Annotated in this window: 10 protein-coding genes; 2 read left to right on the top strand and 8 right to left on the bottom strand. The window is 69.4% G+C overall.

Features of this window, described 5'->3' with window-relative positions:
* Positions 1-45: 45 nt before the first annotated feature.
* Entirely contained in the window at positions 46-1,554 is a 1,509-nt protein-coding gene (locus QNI11_RS22005; RefSeq protein ID WP_283981782.1) for a CpsD/CapB family tyrosine-protein kinase, read from the top strand.
* A 156-nt stretch (positions 1,555-1,710) separates the two neighbouring features.
* On the opposite strand, the gene QNI11_RS22000 is transcribed toward QNI11_RS22005, so the two are convergent.
* From QNI11_RS22000 to QNI11_RS21970, 7 genes are all read right to left on the bottom strand, one after another.
* Complete coding sequence (locus QNI11_RS22000; RefSeq protein ID WP_283981781.1) at positions 1,711-3,039, bottom strand: Wzz/FepE/Etk N-terminal domain-containing protein; 1,329 nt, start codon at positions 3,037-3,039, stop codon at positions 1,711-1,713.
* Between the two features lie 267 nt (positions 3,040-3,306).
* Positions 3,307-3,954, bottom strand: a complete 648-nt coding sequence (locus tag QNI11_RS21995) for a 4'-phosphopantetheinyl transferase (protein WP_283981780.1) — start codon at positions 3,952-3,954, stop codon at positions 3,307-3,309.
* A 122-nt stretch (positions 3,955-4,076) separates the two neighbouring features.
* Entirely contained in the window at positions 4,077-8,600 is a 4,524-nt protein-coding gene (locus QNI11_RS21990; protein WP_283981779.1) for a MupA/Atu3671 family FMN-dependent luciferase-like monooxygenase, read from the bottom strand.
* A complete protein-coding gene (locus QNI11_RS21985) occupies positions 8,587-9,576 on the bottom strand; it encodes a glycosyltransferase family 2 protein (protein WP_283981778.1) in 990 nt (329 codons plus the stop codon). Before QNI11_RS21985 ends, QNI11_RS21990 begins: the two co-directional genes overlap by 14 nt.
* A gap of 3 nt (positions 9,577-9,579) precedes the next feature.
* Complete coding sequence (locus QNI11_RS21980) at positions 9,580-16,026, bottom strand: type I polyketide synthase (protein WP_283981777.1); 6,447 nt, start codon at positions 16,024-16,026, stop codon at positions 9,580-9,582.
* Between the two features lie 193 nt (positions 16,027-16,219).
* The gene (locus QNI11_RS21975; RefSeq protein ID WP_100928789.1) at positions 16,220-17,575 is read right to left on the bottom strand and encodes an oligosaccharide flippase family protein; all 1,356 of its coding nucleotides are present in this window, start codon (positions 17,573-17,575) and stop codon (positions 16,220-16,222) included.
* On the bottom strand, positions 17,572-18,402 hold the full coding sequence (locus QNI11_RS21970; protein ID WP_283983549.1) for a glycosyltransferase family 2 protein: 831 nt from the start codon (positions 18,400-18,402) through the stop codon (positions 17,572-17,574). Before QNI11_RS21970 ends, QNI11_RS21975 begins: the two co-directional genes overlap by 4 nt.
* A gap of 180 nt (positions 18,403-18,582) precedes the next feature.
* Between QNI11_RS21970 and epsE the strand changes: the two genes are divergently transcribed.
* Positions 18,583-19,800 carry an exopolysaccharide biosynthesis GT4 family glycosyltransferase EpsE gene (gene epsE, locus QNI11_RS21965; protein ID WP_283981776.1) on the top strand — a complete coding sequence of 406 codons (1,218 nt, stop codon included), beginning with the start codon at positions 18,583-18,585 and terminating at the stop codon, positions 19,798-19,800.
* A 229-nt stretch (positions 19,801-20,029) separates the two neighbouring features.
* Here epsE and QNI11_RS21960 read toward each other — a convergent pair whose 3' ends face one another.
* The gene (locus QNI11_RS21960; protein WP_283981775.1) at positions 20,030-22,987 is read right to left on the bottom strand and encodes a calcium-binding protein; all 2,958 of its coding nucleotides are present in this window, start codon (positions 22,985-22,987) and stop codon (positions 20,030-20,032) included.
* Positions 22,988-22,991: the final 4 nt, after the last annotated feature.

The raw sequence follows: 22,991 nt of genomic DNA, 5'->3' as shown, positions 1-22,991 counted from the left end.
GCGCGCCGCCTGCGCCGGATGGGCAGGAGCCCGAGGGCACAAGGCATGAACATGATGGACAGCCGCAAGTTTCGCCGCAAGCGCAAGCCCCTGACACCCGGAGAGCCCTCCGTGCAGGAGGACACCTCGAAGGACATGGCCCCGGTTCCCCCGCTGGAAACGCGGGAGGAACGTCTGGCCCGCCGCGCCCGCGAGGAAGGGGCCCAGCGCCCGGCAGACCCCGAAGCCAGCCGCCTCGCCCGCGCCCGCGAGGCCGCCCGCCTCGCCGCCGCCGAAGCCCGCCGCAGGGCAGAGGAACAGGCAGAGGCGGACGCCCGGCTCCAGGCCGATAATCAGGCCAGCGCCGATGCGGAAGCCGAAGCGCAGCGCCAGGCCGAGGAACACGCCCGTACCGACGCGGCAGCCGAAGCGCAGCGCCAGGCCGAGGAACACGCCCGTACCGACGCGGCAGCCGAAGCGCAGCGTCAGGCCGAGGAACACGCCCGCGCCGAGGCGGAAGCCGAAGCCCGCCGTCAGGCAGAAGAACTGGAACGTGCGGAGGCGGAAGCCGAGGAACGGCGCCGGAAGCTCGCGGAAGCGCGGCAGGCTGCAAAGCTGCGGCGCGCCGAAGAGGCACGTCTGGCCGAAGAGGCCCGCCGCGCAGCCGCGACCGAAGAAGACGACACAGACACCGACGAGGCACAGGCGGACACCCCGCCCGCGCGGCCCGTCCCGGCCATGCCGCCGCTTTCGCTCACGCCGGAGCAGCGCAGCCATCCGGCCCCGGCCCCCGGACCCGCCCCGGCACCCGCCCCGGCGCCCCGTCCGGAGGCCAGACGCCCGCAGCCCGATACGGCATGGCTCGACCTGCCCGTGGCGCGGTTCGAGCTGGGCCAGCTCAACCACAACCGGGTCGTCACCGCGGACCGGCTCGACCCGGCTCATGCCACCTTCGACGTGCTGCGGACCCGGCTGATGCACACGCTGGCCGAACGCGGCTGGAAACGGGTCGCCGTCACCTCGCCCGGCAAGGGCTGCGGCAAGACCTTCACCGTCGCCAACCTCGCCATCTCGCTGTCCCGGCAGGAAAACACCCGCACGCTGGTGATGGACTTCGACATGCGCCGCCCGAACCTGCACCGCGTGCTGGGTGTCGACAGCCCCGGCCCCATCGGCGACATGCTGCGCGGCAGGATCGCGCCGGAGGATCACCTGATCCGGCTGGGCGAAAACGACTTCAACGCCGGGCACAACATCGCCTTCGGCCTGAACACGGTGACGGAGCCCTATGCCTCCGAACTGCTGCAGGACCCGCGCACCCGCTCCACGCTCGAACGGATCGAAGAGGAACTGCGCCCCGACGTGATGCTGTTTGACCTGCCGCCCGCGCTGTCCTTCGACGACGTCATCGCCTTCCAGCCGCTGTTCGACGGCGTGCTGCTGGTGGTCGGCGGCGGCCTGACGACAGAGCGCGAGATCAAGGAAGTGGAACGCCGTCTCGGCACCGAAACGCCGCTTCTGGGCATGATCCTGAACAAGGCCGAAGGCGTGGACGTGGGCCGCTACGCCTACTGAGCGGCGCCTTCGGGCCGGTCACCGACCCTCTCGCTCAGACAGACTCCCGAATAAACAGTCCAACAGGCAACCGCGGCGAGGCCCCACCGGCCCGCCGCGGTCCCGTTCCCGTCCGATCCCCACCAGAACGGGACACGTGTTCCGATTGGTCGTGGATCAGCCGCGGACGGCGCGGCGCGGCGTACCGCTGCCGAACAGCGCGCCCAGGCCGGAGGTCTTCGCCAGCCAGGCGGTCACGCCGCCCACCAGCGCAAGGATTCCCAGCGCCCGCGCCAGGAACTTCAGCCCGCCCCAGGTCCGGTCGCGGCGGTTGCTGATCACCGGGATCGCCACCACCGGCTGGATGCCCAGAAGGCGCTCCATCTGCTGCTGGCTGCGGATCGCGGGGTTCATCACTTCGAGCCCGAGCGCCACCATCAGACCGGCCAGAAGGCTCGCGAAGGCGCCGATACCGGCGATCTTCTTGCGGCTGGAGGTCATCGGGTTCTCCGGCACCAGCGCGGTTTCCAGCACCTCGTAGCGGCCACCGGCCTGACGGTCCTGCAACGCCTGGCCCATCTCGGCCTCGGCCTTGCCGCGGGTGATGACGCTGTACTGGTCCTTCAGGCGGTCCATCTCGCGTTCGAGCTGGCTGAGCTGGCGCTCCACCTCGGGGGCCGATGCGATCTGGCCCTCGATCTCGGTCGCGCGGGCGGCGACCAGCGCGCGCTGATCCTCAAGCTGGGCGACCTGCCGGGCCAGTTCCTCGGGCCGCTTGCGGGCGGTGTCGGACTGGATGGTGATGATCTCCTGCGCCAGGTCCAGCTCCGTCTCGCGCAGCGTGGTCAGCTGGGTGCGCAGCGCCGCCACACCGGCGGGAAGCTGCGCGGAATTGGCCTGCTTGTACTCCGCGATGCGGTTTTCCAGCGCGACGATCTCCGCGTTCACGCGGGCTTCCTCGGTCTCGTAGAAGGCCAGCGTCTCGCTCGCCTGCCGGGCCGAGCGGTCGCGGGATTCGGTGATCACCTTGTTCATCAGGTCGTTCGCCACGGTCGCGGCCTTGTCCGGGTCGGGCAGCATGACGGAAATCATCAGACCCGACGGCGCCTGCGCGGCGGCGGTGAAGGTCGGGGCGGGATTGGTGATCGGGGTGATCCGCGCCGCCTGCCGCATCATGTAGATGCGCTCGCCGTCGTTGCGCTCCGGATCGTCGGAAAACAGGTCGTACTTGTCCATCAGGGTCATGAGGTTGTCGCGCGACATCAGCCGTTGCTCGATCAGCTGCAGCCGGCGCGAGGCCTCGTTGGCGTCGGACACGGTGGCCGCGGCGGTGCTGGAGACGCGGGCGTCCTCGATCTGGACCACGGCGGTCGCCTCGTAGACCTTCTGCTGCACCAGGGCATAGTCGACCGAGATCACGCACCCGACGAGGAAGATGCCGATGATCACCCACGCACGGCGGCGCAGGGCGGCGAAGATTTCTCCGACGGACTGGAACTGGTTCATGTCACATGCTCCCGCAAAGTTGGCCCCCGATGCGGAGAGGGCTGCCCCGATCTGGCCAACGCAATTGACCGATTGCGACCGAAACGCGCCCTCTTCTGGCCGCAATCTAGGCGATTTGCCATATTTAAGCCACGACCCGATGGTCGGTTTCCCGGAAACAGAGCGTCGCCGGATCGCGAAACACCGCCACAGTTTCGCCGCAATTTCCGCAGGATAGGGTGAATGCAGCGATCCTGTCGGGATTGGACACACATTGGTGATGCCATGCTAGGCCCCGGTCCGGCAAAGCGACAGGATCAGCCCGCCACCGACCGCCTGAAGGATGGGTAGGGGCCGCCGCGATTCGGGCGGAATTGCGGCGACCTCCGGATGATCGGTGTAGCGGGCGCGGCTTTGGGCAAGGTCGACCTCGATGCCGTGGAAACCGTGCAGCACGCGGGTGCGGGGATACTCCGCCTTGAAGATCGCCTCCTTGGCAGAGAACACCCGGATCGGCGGCATGGCCCCTTCGGCAGGCAGGCAGATCTCCTCCACCAGCTCGGGGTCCAGCGGTTTGTCCTCTTCCAGGTCGATGCCCAGACGCACCGGCGGGCGGGCGACCGCGGCCACCGCAAGCCCGGCGGCGTGACTGATGGAGCCGGTCATCCCGTCAGGCCAGACCGGCAGCCGGTCAGGTCCGGCGGGCAAGCCTTCGGCAAGATCGTCAGACGGCAGGCCGAGGCCCGCGCGGGCGCGGCGGACGGCAAGGCGCCCTGCGGCGAACTCCTGCCTGCGGGCAGGCACCGCCCGGGCGACGGAGGCCGCCTCCGAAGCGGTGAGCTCCGTCTCTTCGCCGATCCGCGCCATGCCCCAGTGTACACCGGGTGCATGCATGCGCTCGATCAGCGCCAGAAGGGCCTGTTGCGGGCCGGTCATCTCGACATGCTTTCCACGGGGTTTCGGACCGCTGACGCGGCCCGACCCGCCGGGGGGCGCCGCCCCCCGGACCCCCCGGAGGTATTTCGGCCAAGATGAAGGCAGGGGGAGGGCGGCACAGGTCACGCGCGTCTGCGGCTGCGCATTTCGCGGCGGCGCGCCATGGCGTCGGAGCGGGCACTGGCACGCGTGGCGGCGGTCTGTTCGGGCATCTGCGCGACCTTGACCGGGTCCGGGGCCGTTGCCCTGGTCTGCGCGGGCACCGCCTTTGGCACGACGGGGCCTGCCAGTTCCGCCACCTTCTTCCCGAGGTCCGAGAGCACCGGCAGGCGGAAGATGTCGGTGATCGACAGTTTCACCGCGCCCAGTTCCTCGCGGATGGCGCGGTGGACCTGCACGGCCAGCAGCGAGTGGCCGCCCAGGTCGAAGAAGTTGTCCGAGCCTTTCGGTTTCTGCACGCCGAGGAAGCGTTCCCAGATCGCCGCCACCTGCGCCTGAACGGCCTGGGCGTCGGCGCCCGCTCCGGTGGCCACCTGCGCAGGGGCCGGGGCGGCTTTGGGCGTGGCCTGCGGCCTTGGCGCGGCTTTCGGGACGGCGATGGCTTCGGGGCGCGGCAGGGCCTTGCGGTCGACCTTGCGGTTCGGCGTCAGCGGGAAGCGGGACAGCGCCACGAAGCGGCCCGGGACCATGTAGGCGGGCAGGTCCCGGGCCATGGCGGCCTTCAGCGCGGCCTCGTCCTGCGGCGCGCCGGTGTAATAGCCAACCAGCCGCATGTCGCCCGGCGTGTCCTCGCGCGCCATGACAACGGCCTGGGTGACGCCGGCGACCGCCTCGAGCACGGCCTCGATCTCGCCCAGTTCGATGCGGTGGCCGCGCAGCTTCACCTGGTGGTCGACCCGGCCGACGAAGTCGATCCGCCCGTCGGGGCGCCTGCGCACGAGGTCGCCGGTGCGGTACATCCGGCCCGGGTGGAACGGGTTCGGCACGAAGCGTTCGGCGGTCAGGTCGGGCCGATGCCAGTAGCCGCGGGTCACGCCCTCGCCGCCGATCCAGAGCTCGCCCTCCATGCCGATGCCCACCGGCTGCTGCGCCTCGTCCAGCACGTAAAGCTGCTGGTTGGCGAGCGGCAGGCCGATGTTGACCACCTGTTCGCCGGGGGCGGCGCGCGTGCAGGAGGACCAGATCGTCGTCTCCGTCGGGCCGTACATGTTGGTGACGGTGGCGCCGGTGATGCGGGCGAATTCCGCCACCAGCGCGCCGGGCAGCGGTTCGCCCCCCAGGTATACATGCTGCACACCCTTCAGAGCGAAGCGCGCCTCGTCGTTCAGCGCGATCATCCGCGCCATGGACGGGGTGCATTGCAGGTGGGTCACGCCGTGCCGCACGATCTGCGCCGCGATGGAGAAGTCGTCGGGCGCCAGCGCGCGGGCCTCGTTGGCCTTTGCCACCACCCTGGCGAGCGGGCGCAGCCCCTCCAGCACCACCTCTCGGTCGATGCCGTAGTCGATCAGGCAGGCCACTTCGGTCACGCCGATGGCCCGGACCTCCTCGACCCGCGCCAGCGCGTCCTCCACCGTGCCGAACAACCCGCTGTCGTTGAAGTAGCGTTCGAAAGCGAAGTCGAGGATCGCGTCCAGTTCGTCCGGCTCCAGCCCGTCGAGCTGCAGGTCGAAGGCGTTCGACACGCCCTCCGGCCGCTTGAAGGCGGGGAAGGCCCAGGCGTACTGCTTGATGAGGCCCGCCGCCGAGTTCAGGTAGTCCTTCATCGGGCCGCGGGCGATCTCGCGGGCGTGGTCGCGGGTGTCGGCGATGAAGGTGTGCAGCATCAGCGTCACCTTGAAGTCCGCCGGGTCATGCCCCGCCTCGCGCAGCGCCGCGTGGTAGAGGTCGATCTTGCCCTTCACCTCGGCGACCGACTGACCCAGCAGGTGGGTCAGCACGTTGCAGCCGTTGGCGCCCGCCTCCTTCCAGGTGGCCGGGTTGCCCGCCGTCGTCACCCAGACCGGCAGTTCGGAGGACACCGGGCGCGGCTGGGTCACCACCTCGTGCAGGGTTCCGTCCTTGCGGGGGAAGGCCACCGCCTCGCCGCGCCAGAGCTTCCGCACCGTGTCGAGGTCGCGCATCATCGCGGGCTTGTTTTCCGGCGGGGTGTTCTCGGGGCGCAGCACGAAGTCGTCGGGCTGCCAGCCGCTGGCGATGGCCATGCCCGCGCGCCCGTTGGTCAGGTTGTCGATGACCGCCCATTCCTCCGCGATGCGGGCGGGATGGTGCAGCGGCGCCACGACCGACCCGGCACGCACGCCGATGTTCTTCGTGATCGACGCCACGGCGGCGCCGGTGACGGAGGGGTTCGGGTAAGGCCCGCCAAAGGCGTGGAAGTGCCGCTCCGGCGTCCAGACCGCGACGAATCCGTTCTCGTCCGCGAACTTCGCGCCCTCCAGCAGCAGGGCGTACTTGTCCCGGCCCGCGCCGTCGTCGTTGCCCCAGTAGTAAAGCGAGAAGTCCATGCCGCCGACCGTGGGCATCGGCCCCTTCGAGATCATGCCGCGGTCCTCGTCGCCGGTCAGCACGACCGTCATGCCGCGCGCCGTGGTCCAGAACAGCTCAAGCACCGAAATGTCGAAGGACAGCGAGGTGACGGCCAGCCAGACGCCCTCTGCCGGGATGTGCTGGTCCATGCCGACATAGAAGTTCACGGCGTTGCGGTGTTCGACCATGACGCCCTTGGGCTTGCCGGTCGAGCCGCTTGTATATATCATGTATGCAAGATCGGACGGCCCGCTGACGGGCGCCGGATCACCCTCCGGCATGTCTGACAGCCGCGGCTCTGCATCCAGCACCAGAAGTGCCGCGTCGTGGCGGGGCAGCTTTGCTTCCAGCGCGGCCTGCGTCACGATCACCTTGGCGCCGCTGTCCTCGACGAAGTGCTGCAGCCGGTCCGCCGGATAGGACGGGTCCATCGGCAGATAGGCCCCGCCCGCCTTCAGGATCGCCAGCGCGCCGACCATCAGGTCGACGGAGCGCGAGGTGCACAGGCCCACGACCTGCCCGGCCCCCACGCCCATCTCGCGCAAAAGGTGCGCGGCGCGGTTGGCGCGGGCGTTGAGCTGGGCGTAGGTCAGCTTCGTGTCCTCGAAGATCAGCGCCACGGCGTCGGGCGTCCGGGCGACCTGCGCCTCGAACGCGGTCTGCATGGTCAGGGCGCGGTCATGCGCCATCTCCGTCCGGTTCCATTCGTCCACGACCAGCGCACGCTCCGCCTCCGGCAGCGGCAGTTCGGGCGTCGTGGCCCAGCATTCCAGCCGTGCGGCGAGGATCTCGGCCATGCGCGGCGCAAGGCGGCCCGCGTCGTAGGTCAGCGCCCGGGTCTGCAGGTCCACCGTGACCACCGTTCCGGGGACGTGGCCGCCGTGGCTGACGCCGATCTCCGGCATCTCCGGCCAGGACAGTTCCGGCGCGCGGGCAAAGAGGTCGGTGGCAAAGGGCAGCGGCTCGGACGGCTCCGCACCGCAGCGCCACAGCGCCCAGTCGGACACCAGGTCGCTGCCGGTGTGCCAGGCGCGCGCAAGGTCCGCGGCCTCAAGCCCGGTGACCCGCCGCGCCCAGAGCGACACCGCCGCCTCCGTCACGTTCTCCAGTTCCAGCGCGCGGATGTCGCCCGGCGTGCCGCCCGCCCCGGGCACCGTCGCCGGCGCATAAGTGCGGAAGGCCGCGCGCGCCGCCTTCTCTGCCCGCACCGCGTCCGTCACCGTGCCGTCCGCGCCCAGCGGCAGCACGTCGCCCACCGCCGCGATCTCAGACGCCTCCGCCGGCATCCCGCAGATGCGCGTCAGCCCTGTCAGGACCAGCGCGCCGCCGCCGCAGGCCACGACCAGCCGGTCGCCCGCCTCCAGCACCGTGCCGGGCGCGGCGTGGCTTTGTTCGACCCGCGCGCCGCCCACCAGCCAGAGCGCATCGCGCGACCGCAGCTTCGCGGCGCACAGCGGGTTCCAGTAGGGCCCGTGATCCAGCGCGCGCACCAGCCGCTCAAGCTCGGTCGCGGGGCGGGTGAAATCCAGAAGGCCGAAGCCCGCGGGCCGGTCCTTCAGAGCGTGATAGCTGCGCTGCGACAGGTCCTGCGGCTGGCGTTTCAGGCCGGTCTCCAACTGGTCCAGAACCTCGGGGAAAGAGCCGATCGCTGCTTCCCACGCCTTGGTGTTCAGCGTCAGCGCCGTATCCTCCGGCGTCACGTCAAAGCCGCGCTGCACCAGCACGTCGCCCTCGTCCACGCCGCCGTCGATCATGTGCCAGGACACACCGTGCGTCGTCTCGCCCTCGATCAGCGCCCAGACCGGCGCGTTCAGCCCGGCATGGCGCGGCAGCGGCCCGTCGTGAAAGTTCACCGCCCCCGACACCGCGCAGCGCAGCACGTTGTCCTGGATCATCTCGAGGTTGGCGATGGACAGGAGCCAGTCGAAGATGCCCAGCCGCTCCGACAGGCCCGGACCGTAGTGCTCCACCCGCAGCCCGCGCCCCGACGCCCAGCGGCGGACGTCATCGCTTTTCGTGACAACCGCGCGGATGTGGTGGCCGCGCTTCAGCACCATCTCGGCGCATTGCACCAGCAGAGATTCGTTTCCCATCAGGACGCAGTCAAACGCGGGCATGGTCTTCCCTCCGTTGCGGGCCGGCTGTCGCCGGAAGCGGGCGCAGCATGGCATTCAGGTCGTGTTTCACGAGATCGCGCAGGAAATGCGCGGGATCGGCGGGCGGCTTCTTCTGCAACAGCACCCTCAGCCGCCACAGCAGGCCACCGGCCACATGCGCGGCGGTCGCGGCCATGGCATAGGCCCGCCCGTGGTTCTTCGAGAAGTAGTGCCAGCGGCTGTCCAGCCAGAAGCCCGGCACCCGCTGCCACCGGCGCATCCCCGTCGAGACAGAGCCGATGTGCATCACTTCGCTTTCGCATACATAATGTGTACCGTGCCCGGCACGCGCCGCGCGCAGGCACAGGTCGGTCTCCTCGAAGTAGAGGAAGAAGGTCTCGTCAAAGCCGCCGATGCGGTCCAGAAGGCTTTGTCGGATCATCATCGAGGCCCCGGCCAGCCAGTCGACGGGGCGGGTCGCCTCGGGCACACCCAGCGGCACCCTGTGCGCCTCCAGCATCCGCGTGATCGGGCCGAGGCGCGCCGCGCCCTCCAGCTCCGACGCGACTGAGGGGAAGCGGAAGGCGGTCCAGTGCGGTTCCCCGTCCTCGCCCACGATGCGCGACCCGGCGATGCCGGTGTCCGGATGCGCCTCCATGTGGCGGACCAGCGCGGCAATCGCACCGGGCGCGGGAAAGGCGTCGGAGTTCAGCAGGTAGACGTAGTCGGGCGCCGACCCGTCCGCCATCCGCGCCGCGATGCCCACGTTGTTGCCCGCGCCGAAGCCGCCGTTGTGGCCCGACTGGATCACGCGCACGTCCAGCCCCTCGGCCTCCACCGCGTCCCGGATCGCCTCGAAAGACCCGTCACCGCTGTCGTTGTCGACGCAGACCACGTCGGCCTCGACACCGTCCAGCGCGCCCAGCGCCGCGCGCAGCGACCGCAGCGTCATCTCCGGGGTCCGGTAGTTCAGCGATACGACCAGCACACGCGCCATGACCTACTCCGCCGCGTGCCCCGGAAAGCGGAGCACCTCTCCGCCGCCGCGCTGCCCGGCCTCCGCCGCCTCGATGGCGTCGCGCATCAGCGCCGCCAGGACGCGGACATTCGGCTCCAGCACCATGGAATCGTGGTCGCCCGGCACCTCGTGGACCTCCACCTGCGGCGCCACCGTGCGCCAGTCGTTGTCCTCCAGCACGTAGGTCCGTTCCGAGTTGACCAGCTTTCCGCCGGACACCCGCCACTTGCCCTTCAGCGGCGGACGGTACAGCACCAGCCGCCCATCCCATGGATGCACGTTGTATGCAGAGATCGCGCGGTAGAAGGCCGCCTCGATCTCGGCGTTGTGGAACCCGTGCGCCTCCTCCGTCACCCCGGACTGGCGGCGCTTGGCAAACTCCCAGGCGATGCGGTTCCGCGCCCAGACGAAGGGATACAGCACCCCCTTCTCGCGCGCCTTGTGGCCCTGGATGATCAGCCGGTCGGGCAGCGACAACGGACGGCGCTGCGGCAGCGGCGTGTCCAGAAGGACAACCAGCGACACCGCCTGCCCTTCGGCCTCGAGCTGCCGGGCGACCTCGTAGGCGGTGATCCCCCCGCCCGAGAACCCGCCCAGCATGTAGGGCCCTTCCGGCTGCACCTGCCGGATTTCGGCGATGTAGTCGCGGGCCGCCTCCTCGATCGTCTCGTGCGGCGCCTCGCCGCCGTACAGCCCGCGCGCCTGCACGCCATAGAACGGCCGGTCGGTGCCCAGCAGGTGCGCGAGGTGGCGCAGGTTCAGCACGTTGCCGAACATGCCCGCGATCAGGAAGAACGGCTGCTGCGCGCCGCCGTCGCCGTCGTGCATGGCGACGAGGTGCTTGAACCGCCGCACCGGCGCGGCCTGCACGTCCGGGGTATCGCCGCCGACCGGGCCGATCTCCGCCTCGATCAGGCGGGCACAGGCGCGGATCGTCGGCGCCTCGAACAGGACCGAGATCGGGAAGTCGACGCGGAACGCCTTCTTGACCATGGCGAACAGCCGCACCGCGATCAGCGAATGCCCCCCGAGGTCGAAGAAGCTGTCCTCGACACCGACGTTCGACACGCCCAGCAGGTCCTGCCAGAAGCCCGCCAGCCGCACCTCGATCTCGCCCTCCGGCGCGACAAAGTCGCTGTCCAGCTGCGGCCGGTCGAAGGACTGGCTCGCCACGCTTTCCACCACCGACGCCTGCCGGACCAGCGACGGCAGATCCATGGAGGACACCACCACCTGCCGCTCGCCCGAGGCCAGGACCCGGCGGAACGCCTCTGCCCCCTCGTCGGGCAGGATGCCCTGCGACAGGTTGTGGGCCAGCCGTTCCTCCGCGGGCGACAGGGCCTGCGTCGCACCCGGTTCGTCGAACTCCACCTCCGCCGAGGTCAGGCGCGTGGCCGACAGGGCGTCCGGGCTGTCCAGCTTGCGGATGGTGAACCCCTTGATCTCCGCCACGACGGTCCCGTCCGTGTCGCACAGCGTCACGTCGAAGGACGCCGCCGCGCGGTCGGCGCGGTTCTCGGCGGCGTTGCGCACCCACGACACGATGCGGTCGGGCAACGGCGCATGCACCTTGACCGAGGCATAGCGCACCGGCACCCAGAGGTGCATCGCCTGGTAACCCTCGATCAGGTCCATCGCCCAGCCGGTCGCGATGTCCAGAAGCGCCGGGTGCAGGAGGCAGCGGTCGCCCTCCGCCACGGCGCCCAGCGACAGCTCCGCGATGCCCTCGCCCCGGCCCAGCGCCGTGCGGTCCAGCACCTTCCAGCGCGGGCCGAAGGCCAGATGGACCTCCTGCGCGGCGGTCATCTTGCCGCCCTCGCCGTCCCGCTTCGACACGCAGCGCGCGCGGATCGCGTCGAGGTCCAGCGCCTCGGGCCGCGAAAGCGGCATCAGCGACAGCGCCCCTTCGGCATGGGCGGCAAAGCCGTGCCGCCCGTTCAGGCTCACATCCGCCAGCACCGCGAAATCATAGCCGGAATCCGTCCGCTCCAGCCGCACCTTGACCTCGCGCGTGCCCTGCTCCGCCACCTTCAGCGGCCGCAGGAAGTTCAGGTCGCGCACCTCGAAGGCGCCGTCCTCGTGGTGGGCGCGCAGCGCATGGGCGGCCAGCGTCAGGTAGCCGGTGCCGGGCAGCAGCGCGTCGCCCGCGCGGGTGCGGTGCTCTCCGATCCACCAGTCGTTCACCGACCAGTGGGCGTGGAAGACGCGGTTGCCCTGCGCGTCGAAACTGGCGGTGTCCAGCATCGGCAGCGCCACATCCGTCACCGGCGGTTTCGGCAGGTCGCCGGTGCGCGCGGCCACGGCCTCTGCCGCCATGCCGACCTCGTTCCAGATGCCCCAGTTCAGCGCCACAACCCGCGTCTTGCCGGACCGCGCCTGCGCAAAGGCGTTGAGGAATTCGTTGGCGGCGACGTAATCCACCTGCCCGGCCGGCGCCGTCACGGTGGAGGACGAGGCAAACAGCACCATCCAGTCGGCATCGCCGTCGGGAAAGACCTCGCCCAGCACGTCGGTGCCGTGGATCTTCGGCGTGAACACGTCCTCGACGCTGGCCGGTGTCTTGGCCAGCATCGGCGCGTCGTCGATCACCCCCGCGCCGTGCACGATGCCGGTGATCCGGCCATAGGCCTTTTCGACCTCGGCGCGGACCTCGCGCATCCGCGACGCGTTGCAGACGTCACCGGCCAGCACCATGACCTCGGCGCCCTGCGCCTCCAGCGCCAAGACCGCCCGGATGCGCCGGGCGCCCGCGTCCTGCGGGGCGTGGCGCATCAGGTAATCGTCCCACTCCGACCGCTCCGGCAGGGCCTTGCGCGCCAGAAGCGCCAGCTTCGCACCGCGCTTGGCCAGATCGCCCGCCAGCGTCAGGCCGATGCCACCGAAGCCGCCGGTGATCAGCACCACGCCGCCCTCCGGGACCTCCTGTGCCGGCGGCAGGGCCACCGGCTTCATCGCGCATTCGTAGCGGCGGTCGCCGCGCAGCGCGGCGATGCGGTTGCCCGGCTCGGCCAGCAGTTCCTCCAGCACGCGGGTATCCAGCGCATCCAGCGCGGCGGCGCGCGCCGCCTCCGCCTTGGTGCGCGCCCAGAACGGCGCCTCCCCGGCGACCGGCAGCACCACGTCGAGGGTAGAGACGGTGACACCCGACAGCTCCTTCGGCATGACCCGTGCGGGACCGGCGATGGTGGCCTTTGCCGGGTAGGGCAGCGCCTCGTCCCGCAGCCGGGCCGCGCCGTTGGTCACGACCGTCAGGTGCAGCGGGCGCGGCGTGTTCTCCGCCTCCAGCGCCTGCGCAAGGAACAGCAGCGCGTAAAAGCCCTGCTCCTGCACCCGGTGGAAGAAGGACGACCCGGGCCGGTGCCCCTCGCCCTCCGTCAGAAGCCACAGGTGCGCGATGCGCGTCGGCAGCAGGCCGCGCGCCGAAAGGTCCGCGACAAGCAGGTCATAGCCCTCGCGCCCGCGCTCCGCCGCCAGCACGTAGTTGCCGTCGGACAGCCGGGCAAAGGCGTCGCCGGGGCGCACCTCGACCACGTCATGACCGGCGGCGCGCAGCCGGGCGGACACCCGCGTGCCCACGCCCGCCTCGTCGCGGAACACCAGCCAGACCTGCCGCTCCGCGTCCTCCAGCCCGTGCGCCACGTCGACCTCGACCTCTGCCGCGCGCGGGCGCCAGACCGGCTTCCAGCCCCAGCTCTCGATCTCGTCGTTGCGCATCAGGTAGGTGGAGCCCTGCGTCCGCGCGGTGCCCGGCGCGATGAAATAGCTCTGCCGCTGGAAGGCGTAGGTCGGCAGCACCACGCGCTTGCGCCGCGCCTCGCCCCAGACCTGGCCCCAGTCGATTTCGACGCCCAGCGCGGCCAGCCGCCCCAGCACCTCGAACATGAAACGGTCGTCGGGCACGTCCTCGTCCCGGTGCCGGAGGCTCGACAGAACCGCCTGCGCCGCGACCGAAGTATGCTGCCGCGCCAGCGAGGACAGCGCCTTGCCCGGCCCGACCTCGAGGAACACGCGCCCCTCGCCCGCGACCGCGCCGATGCAGTCGCCGAACAGCACCGTGCTGCGCAGGTGGGACACCCAGTAGTCCGGGTCCGTGGCCTGCGCGTCGGTCATCCGCGCGCCCGTCACGTTGGAGGTCAGCGGCAGCACCGGGGCGCGCAGTTCCAGCCCGCGCAGGTATGCCCCGAACTCCGCAAGGATCGGCTCCAGCATCCGGCTGTGCGCCGCCACGTCGATGCCGATGCGCTGGCAGTCGATGCCCTCGCGCTCCAGCCGCGCGCGCAGGTCCTCCAGCGCCGCCACCGGGCCGGAGGCGACAGACAGCCCCGGGCCGTTCACCACGGCAAGGTCCAGCGCGTCGCCCAGCATCGGCCGCAGCGCATCCGCCGACAGCGCGACCGACAGCATCCCGCCCGGCTCCACCGTGTCGAACAGCCGTCCGCGCAGGTGCACGAGACCGATGCACGCCTCGAAGGACATCACGCCCGCAAGGCAGGCCGCCGTGTTCTCGCCCATGGAATGGCCGGTCAGCGCCACCGGCGTGACGCCCCAGCCCATCCACATCTGCGCCAGCGCGTATTCGGTGATCATGATCAGCGGAAGCTGGACCGAGGGGCGCAGCAGCGCCCGGTCCGCCGCCGCCACGTCCTCTGCCGTCTCCGGCAGCCACAGCGCCTTCAGCGTCTGCGCCTTCTCGGCCGCCAGACCGCCCGCGGCCTCCGCCTCAAGCCCTGCCAGATGCTCCAGCCCGCGGTCCATCCACTCCGCAAAGACCGGCTCCGTCTCATAGAGGTCGCGCGCCATGCCCGCGTATTGCGCGCCGCCGCCGGGGAACATGAAGACCACCTCGGGCCGTTCCAGCGCCTCGTGCAGGTGCCGCCGCCGCGCGTCGCCGTCGAGGTAGCGCGCCGCCTGTTCGTGGCTCTCGGCGACCACCACCATGCGCTTTTCGAACGCCCGGCGGCCTTCGCGCAGCGTATAGGCCACGTCCGCCAGCTTCTGCTCGGGATGGGCGCGCAGATGCGCCGCCAGCCGCGCCGCGTTGTCTTCCAGCGCGGCCTTCGACCGGCCCGAGACGGTCAGGATCTGGAACGGCCAGTCGCTTTCTTCGCTGGCGATCTCCGGCGCCTCTTCCAACACGACGTGCGCGTTCGTCCCGCCCACGCCAAGCGAGTTCACCCCGGCGCGGCGCGGATGCGCCCCTCGCTCCCAGGCGGTCAGCCGGTCGTTCACCAAAAAGGGCGAGCCCTCGAACCCGATGGCCGGGTTCGGCGCCTCGAAGCCCAGCGAGGGCGGCATCTGCCGGTGATGCAGCGCCAGCGACGCCTTCACCAGCGAGGCGACGCCCGCCGCCGTGTCGAGGTGCCCGATGTTGGTCTTGACCGACCCGATGCGGCAATGGCCCACCGCCTCCGATGTCTCGCGGAAGGCCTCCGTCAGCGCGGCGACCTCGATGGGGTCGCCCAGATAGGTGCCGGTGCCGTGGCATTCCACGTAATCCACCGTGTCCGAGGTGACGCCCGCCACGGCCTGCGCCTCGGCGATGGCCTCCGCCTGCCCTTCCACCGAAGGGGCGAGGTAGCCCGCCTTGGCCGAACCGTCGTTGTTGACCGCCGTGCCCTTGATGACCGCCCAGATGTGATCGCCGTCCGCCACCGCGTCGGCCATGCGGCGCAGCACCACGACCCCCGCGCCGGACCCGAACACCGTGCCCTGCGCGCGGTGGTCGAAGGCGTGGCAGGCGCCGTCCGGGCTGAGGATCTCGTTCTCCTTGTAAAGGTATCCGCGGTTCTGCGGCAGCTCGATCGTCACGCCGCCCGCAAGCACCATGTCGCATTCGCCGTTCAGCAGCGCCTGCACCCCGTAGTGCACCGCCACGAGCGAGGTCGAACACGCCGTCTGAAGGTTCACCGAAGGGCCCTTCAGGTTCAGGATGTGCGACAGGCGCGTCGTCATGAAGTCCTTGTCGTTCCCGGTGTGCCGCAGCAGGAACATCCCCGTGCTGTCCACGAGGTCCGGGTTCGAACAGACGTTGAAGTAGAAATACGATCCCATCCCGCAGCCGGCAAAGACGCCGATCCGGCCGTCGAAGCCCTCGGGCACGTGGCCCGCGGTCTCCAGCGCCTCCCATGCGCATTCAAGGAACTGGCGGTGCTGCGGGTCCATCACGCCCGCGTCCTTGGGCGACAGCCCGTAGAAGTCCGCGTCGAACATCTCGAACCCGTCGAGCGGCGCGGCAAAGGGGACGTAGTCGCGGTGGCGCATCAGGCCGGGATCTTCGCCCGCCTCGCGCAGCTCTTCTTCGGAAAGGCGCCGGATGGAGGATACCCCGTCGCGCAGGTTGCGCCAGTAGGCGTCGATATCCGCCGCACCCGGAAGATGCGCCGCCATCCCGACAATTGCGATGTCGTTCTCGCCGTAAGCGTCCGTCATGCCCAACACACCATGCCCCTCACTACGCCACCACCCTGAATGGTAAATGCGGGGTGAATACGGCGATTTTTAGGTAATCCCCCGCAAATGGTCTTATTTGCCGGGGCCTTGTCTCCGGGTGCTGCACAATGCGGCACCCTGATTTGAATCGCGGCAGGTCGTACTGATAATCGACCTATCCGAAGGGGTGGGGTCACATGGCCGCCAATGCCACAATTGCGCCCCAATTTACCCACAATGCGAGCGATGTTAAACATACTGCAACCAATGCGAAACCCACGTCATGCGCGGCGTCCCAGGCGCCCATGCGCACGGCCAGCCAGACCACCGCCGGGTAGGCAGCCAGGTAGGCCACCCCCATGCCGATCAGCGCTCCCAGCAGGCCGTGCTCCCAGACGCCCACGATCAGGCCGATCCAGATCAGCACGGCGCGCGTCAGCGCCAGGTAGAAGAACCGCCGCGAGTCGCCCGCCGCCAGCGCCGCCTGGTCGTAGGTCATCACGATCAGCAACGGCATCTGTGCGCAGGCCAGCACCACGGCCACCGCCCCCGCCGCCGCGTAACGGTCATCGTACAACATTCCCACCAGCCACACACCCAGTACCGAGAAGATGCCGACAAAGACCATCAGCAGGCTCGTCACGATCACCCGCATCTTGCGCAGCTTGGCAAAGTTGCGGGCGCTCGCGCGCGGGGGGGCCTCCCGGTAGATCGGGATCAGGATCTTCTGCGTCACCATGTAGCCCAGCATCAGCGGGAAGGACGCCCAGAAGAACCCGATGTTGTAGACGCCGAACACGTCGAGCGGCAGGAATTTCCCCATCAGGATCTTGTCGGCCTGATTGTAGAAGAACCCGCACACGGTGGCGAGGAAGACCCATTTGCCGAACGAGATGAGCTCCTGCGCGGCGCTCTGGTCCCAGCGCAGGCGGTCGCGCACGCCGGGCAGAAAGCGGGTGTTGAGGTAAAGCTGCACGCAGGACCCGACCAGCGCCGAGGCGACCAGCGCCCAGACGCTGCCCCACCACCACGCCAGCAGGATCGCGGCCACGACGCCCGAAAGCTGCGTGACCATGTCCAGAAGCGTCACCCGCTCCAGCATCAGGTGGCGGTTCGCGGTGACCATCTTGGTCGGCCTGAACCCGTCGATCACCAGCGTCAGTGCGGCCACCGGCAGCATGTGCGCCAGCTGCGGCGCCCCGAAGAACTGCGCCGCGGGCCAGGCCAGCGCGCAGGCCACCACCCACAGGCCGAAGCCGCGCACCACCTGCATGGTCCACGCCGTATCGAGGAAATCCCGGTCGTCGCCCCGCTTCGACTGCATGATCGCGGGCACCACGCCCACGTCGCTGAACTGGTGCAGGCCCATCAGGAAGACCATCACCAGCGCCATCAGGCCGAAGGCCTCGGGGAACAGCAGCCGCGTCAGGATCAGGTTCGACGCCAGCCGCACCATCTGGCTGAAGCCGAAGCCCCCCACCGTCAGCAGCGAGGACCGCATCACCCGCGCACCCAGCGACCCGCCGCGCAGCCTCGACAGCGCGATCATCGCCCGCGACTCCAGCCGCTCTGCCGCCCGCGGGTGGCCTTCACCGCCAGCGCGACACCGGAATAGACGCCGAAGCCCAGCGGATCGCGCAGCGCCATCCGCAGCTTCGCGCCCGCCCCCAGCGGCGCCTTGTCCTCGTTCTTCAGCAATTGCGGGTACATACGCCCGATCTCCTCGACACCGGCATCCTGCCTGCGTCTTACACGCACGAGCCGGGAAAAACCCTCGGCGATTGGCCAGCGGTAGGCGGCGTCGACCCGCACCCGCTCTTCCGGAGTAAAGTTCAGCCGCACGAAGGTGTCATCGGAAATGATGTCGGGAAAGGCCCCCCAGCGCGCGCGGCCCGCGGCATTGACCGCGAACAGACCACATCCCGGCACACCTGCCGCCATGAAAGGCACCTGCCGCCAGATCCGGGCGTAGGCGCGCGACACCGCGCCCTCCGCCGCGATCTCCACCCGGCCGCTGGCATAGCGCGGGGCGTCGACCTCCAGCGCCTCGACGACCTGCCGGATCACCCCCGGCCCGACCGTCACATCGGCGTCGAGGTAGATCCGCACCGGCGCCGACACCGCGGCGTCGCCGTCGTTCAGAGCGCCCAGCTTGCCGCCCTCCGCCAGCTCCAGCACCGTCAGCCGCCACTCCTTCGCGGCAAAGGCCCCGGCATGGTCCCGCGCCCGCTCGGCCGTGTCGTCGGTGCAGCCGTTGGCCACCACGATGACCTCCACGCCATCCGGGCCGGGCCACTCCGACGCGACAAGCGCCGAAAGGCAGCCGCCGATCAGCGCCGCCTCGTTGCTGGCCGGGACGATCACCGCCGCCCGCATCGCATATGTGTTGTCACTCTTACGCACGAACCCGTACCCGCTGCGCCACACCCCAGGAAAAACCGGGTCGGTGGCAGACCCTTACTTTCAGTTAACTATGGCCAAATGATGATACCCCCCGGAATAGTTGGCCCACCTGTCTGTGGGAGGGCAGGGCTGCCAAACTTCAGGGAATCATTCGTGCCGCAAGGCCTCCGCATCGGTTATCTGGTCCCGCAATTCCCGGGACAAACTCACATCTTCTTCTGGCGCGAAATCAAGGCGCTCGAAGCGATGGGGCATTCCGTTCACGTCTTTTCCACACGCAGACCCCCCGCAGGGCTCATTTCGCACGACTGGTCCGGAGAGGCCATCGCCCGCACCACGTATCTCGGCCGTCTCGACCCGTTCCGCGCCAGCGCCGCCATCGCCAGGCTTCTGCCGAAGGGTCTGGCGAAATGGGTGCTGTCGGAACCGCGCACCTTCATGAAGGACGTGACCGTCTGCCTCGCCGCCGCCGACCGGCTTCATGCCGCGTCGCGCCGCCTGCAACTGGATCACATCCACGCCCATTCCGCCGCCCGCGCCGCCTTCATCGCCGCGCTGGCGCACCGCATGGGCGGGCCGAACTACTCGCTGACGCTGCACGGCCCGCTGTCCGACTACGGCCCCGGCCAGCGCTTCAAGTGGCGCCGCGCCTCCTTTGCCACGGTCATCACCGAAAAGCTGCTGGCCGAGGTGCACGAGGAACTCGCCGGCGACCTGCCCGAACGGCTGATCGTGCGGCCCATGGGCGTCGACACCGACATCCTGTCGCGCAAGGCCCCGTACGCCCCGCCGGAACACGGCCGCCCGCTGCGCATCTTCTCCTGCGCGCGGCTCAACATCGTGAAGGGCCATCAGGACCTGATGACCGCCACCCGCCAGCTCATCGACCAGGGCACCGACGTGCGGGTCGAGATCGCGGGCGAAGACGACGACGGCGGCACCGGCTACCGGCAGGAGCTTGAGGCCCATCTCAAGAAGCTCCGCCTGCAGGACCACGTGAAGCTTCTGGGCGCGATCTCGGCCGAGCAGGTGAAGGCCAAGCTGGAAGAGGCCCACCTCTTCGTCCTCGCCTCCTGGCACGAACCGCTGGGCGTCGCCTACATGGAGGCGATGTCCATGGGCGTCCCCACCATCGGCACCGACGCGGGCGGGGTGCGCGAGCTGATCGACGACGGTTCGACCGGCTATCTCGTCGAACCGAAGAACCCCGGGCAGCTGGCCCGCACCATCCGCGCGCTGGCGGGCGACCCCGACGCGCTGCTCCGCCTCTCTGCCGCGGGCCGCGCGCATATAGAGGACAAGTTCCGCGCCTCCCTAGGGGCAGAGGTGCTGGTGGAAGAAATCCGGCGCCTCTCCAAGAAGGGCTCCTGAGGACGCCTTCGGGAGGAGGTGCGGCGGAATTCGTCCCTGTGTTCACGGAAACGTGTGACGCGTCAGTGCGCTTTTCCGGCGCGACCGGGGCGAACCCCGGATTTTTGCCGGATCGCGCCGCTATCGCCGGATTCCATGGTTAACAACCGGCCGGTTCGAGGGGCTGAACCGGCCGGGACTCACCATAAGATTGGGTTAACGGGCGAGGATGAACGCCGCGGGCGGCGGGTTAACCCCCGAGGCTCTCGACCGCCATGTCGGGGCCGTTCTCGACCTCGAATCGCAGCACCTCGACCCCGGCCATGCGGATCGTGCCATCCGGGCCCGTGGCCTCCAGCCGGTCGCCAACCTGCTGGAATTCATAACTTTCCTGCGGCAGGGGCAGCACCACCACGTCGCGCCCGGCCCCGCCGTGCACCACGTCCGCGCCGCCGCCGGTCAGGATAATATCGTCCCCGCCCAGCGCGACGAGGTAATCCTCTGCCGCCGTGCCCTCCACCCGCTCGTCCGAGCCCGAGCCCAGCGCGCGGATTCCGTCTTCGAAAACAACGGGATCGCGGGTTTCCCACTGGGGTCCGCTGGCGTTGTAGGCCATCAGCATGTCCCAGCGCGGGTTGGAATCCTCAAGATGTCTTAATGCGCCCCAGGACCCCCATTGCGTGGCCGGCGCCACGTCCACGAAGGCGTTGAACAGCGTGCCCCCGGCAGCCGCCCAGCCGCCCATCAGGATCTCGTAAAGTTTCGCCATTTCAGGGGTATAGTTGAATTCCCGGAAGAAGGCCGTCAGCCGTTCGTCGTTCACCCGCGCGCCATGCCCGGCGACATGGGTGCCGCCTTCGTACATCACCAGCGTCAGGTCGTATTTCATTGCCGCGTCGGCGTGGTACGGGAACACTTCGTTAACGAGTTGCGATAAAGACCCTTCTTCCAAGGCCTTGGCCACCGGCGCGATGGCCCCTTCGAAGCGCGCGTCCTTCACGAACTCCCGCAGGGCGACACGGCGCAGGCCCTCGGCCTCTCCGGCCTTGGTGGCCAGTTCCTCCGACTGGTCGAGCCACCCGTCCATCCGTCGGGCCATTTCCTCGGTGCCCATCTCGTACCCGAAATAGCCCGTCACCGCATAGGCATCGAAGCTTTCCACCGGCTTCTTGCCCAGCGCCAGATAGGCCAGCGGCGCCACGAGGATGTTCTCCTCCAGCCCCGGCCAGCCGGTGTGCGTCGCCGCCACGCGGACCAGCCGGTCCTGCGCCGCATCGCCGTAAACTTCGGTCCAGATGTCCATCACTTGTGCCGAGCGCAGCCCGTACCACTGCATCCAGCCCATCTCGCTCTCACCCCAGAGGGTCGTCGCCTGCTCCCGCGCATAGACGGCCTGCGGAAAGATCTGGTTCCAGACCTCGTTGGAGTACTCGACATAGGCCTTCAGCCCGGGGTCCAGATCGCGCTCCACCATCTCGGCGAACTGCCGGACATAGGCGTCGTCGGCCTGGTGCGGCATGGTGAACCACGGGTCGGCGCCGATCACGTTGGCCAGCCGGATCATCACCTCAAGCGGCACGCCCCACTCGCTCCACGTCGACAATTCCATGACCGGACGGTCCTCCCAGGTCATCACCGGAGAGCCGTTCGTCATCATCCAGTCCATGAACCGGATTTCCCGAACGTCCTGAATTGTATCAAGAAACAAGGGGTTGAAGAGCGCGCCCGCCTCCCACAGCGGCACCAGCTCCTCCTTCACGACCGAGATGTTGCGGATCGGATCGTCGGCCGAGGTCTCGGTGATCCTGACGCCCACCACCCCCTCGCCCGGCTCGTAGAAGAAGCCCACCTCGTGCTCGTCATAGCGCACCCGCTTCGCGCGGCCCGACAGCTTCAACTCTCCGGTGCCCTCGTAGCGCAGCACGTAAGACCCGCGCAGCCAGGACTGATCCGGGTTCTGGTCGGTCAGCAGCACCGCTTCCAACGCGGTCGCCTCTTCCGGGACACGCACCGGCCAGTCGTTCTCGTCGAGGTAGCCACCGGCCCGCAGTTCCACGGTGGATATCGCGCCCCAGCCCTCCGCCGTGTGACCGACCCAGCCGCGCGCGGATTTCATCATGTCCACAAAGGGATGCTGGGTCGACCAGTCGGCGATCCCGTTCAGCCCCATGCCCAGCGACGGCACTCCATCGGGCCGGATGCCCGCGGGCGGCAGGATCACCGCCTCACGCTCCGGCAGGTCGGCGGCAGCGACCTCGGCCTCCTCCACGACCGCCTCTGCGCCCCCGGTTTCGGCGGGCGCCCGTGCCTCGCGCTCCGGGGCGGCCGCCCAGATCAGGCGGGCGATCTCGGCGTAGTTCTCCACCACCTCGGGCAGGAGCGTCGCGGGCGGGCGGTATCCCTCCGGCGGCGGCACCTCGTAGATCCAGGCGTAAGTGACCATGGCCGCAAGGAAATACAGCGACGCGGTACCATGCGGGGCGCTGTCCTCGTACAGATCCGCGGGCGGAACGTCGGCCAGCGGACCACCCTCCGCCATCAGCCCCGCCAGCACGGAGGCGACGGGGATCAGCTCCACCTCGTAGTCGGGGCGCGTGACCTCCAGCATTCCGATCAGGTCGAGATACCACTGGTGATAATCGCCCCGGTTGACCTCGTGGTAGGTCTCGAACGCCCGTTCACGCGGGGGGAAGCGGCCGGTGATGCCGTCCATCTCCGCCCAGCCTTCATAGACGTAGAGCGCGCTCTCGGGGCTTTCCTCGTGCACCCAGTCGAACAGCTTCTGCATGGCGCCCAGAGGCGTTTCGCCAGAGGGGTTGTCGCCCTCGTAGGGCACGTCGGGCAACTGGTACTGGATGAAATTCGCGGGCGTCACCAGCACCGCGTCAAAGCCCGCATCGCCGAAAGACCCCTGCGACGGCCCCCACACGCCCGGCACACCTTCGAAGGACCAGTTGGCGGTGGGCGGCAGCCCGTCCGAGAAGTTTCGCAAAAACCCCCACTGGCCGTCGACACCGAACGACCGCCCGTCCGCCTTCGCCAGCTCGTTCATCCAGTGCGGGACGTTGGTCAGCTTCGACTGCTCGCTCAGGTGATGCACCAGCGAGTTGCCGAAGAAGTAGACTTCCGCGACCGAAAGCTCTGCCCGGCCCGCGCCGGGGACGATGCCCAAAGCCAGCGCGCCCGCCGTTACCCATGTCCTGATCATCACC

It is taken from the genome of Sagittula sp. MA-2 (assembly GCF_030126985.1).
GTDB lineage: Bacteria > Pseudomonadota > Alphaproteobacteria > Rhodobacterales > Rhodobacteraceae > Sagittula.
This window is presented reverse-complemented; position numbering and strand designations above follow the sequence as displayed.

Excerpts from the sequence above, each read along its gene's own strand:
- QNI11_RS22005 (WP_283981782.1), top strand. The coding sequence starts at position 46 with ATGAACATGATGGACAGCCGCAAGTTTCGCCGCAAGCGCAAGCCCCTG.
- QNI11_RS22000 (WP_283981781.1), bottom strand. The coding sequence starts at position 3,039 with ATGAACCAGTTCCAGTCCGTCGGAGAAATCTTCGCCGCCCTGCGCCGC.
- QNI11_RS21995 (WP_283981780.1), bottom strand. The coding sequence starts at position 3,954 with ATGACCGGCCCGCAACAGGCCCTTCTGGCGCTGATCGAGCGCATGCAT.
- QNI11_RS21990 (WP_283981779.1), bottom strand. The coding sequence starts at position 8,600 with ATGCCCGCGTTTGACTGCGTCCTGATGGGAAACGAATCTCTGCTGGTG.
- QNI11_RS21985 (WP_283981778.1), bottom strand. The coding sequence starts at position 9,576 with ATGGCGCGTGTGCTGGTCGTATCGCTGAACTACCGGACCCCGGAGATG.
- QNI11_RS21980 (WP_283981777.1), bottom strand. The coding sequence starts at position 16,026 with ATGACGGACGCTTACGGCGAGAACGACATCGCAATTGTCGGGATGGCG.
- QNI11_RS21975 (WP_100928789.1), bottom strand. The coding sequence starts at position 17,575 with ATGATCGCGCTGTCGAGGCTGCGCGGCGGGTCGCTGGGTGCGCGGGTG.
- QNI11_RS21970 (WP_283983549.1), bottom strand. The coding sequence starts at position 18,402 with ATGCGGGCGGCGGTGATCGTCCCGGCCAGCAACGAGGCGGCGCTGATC.
- QNI11_RS21960 (WP_283981775.1), bottom strand. The coding sequence starts at position 22,987 with ATGATCAGGACATGGGTAACGGCGGGCGCGCTGGCTTTGGGCATCGTC.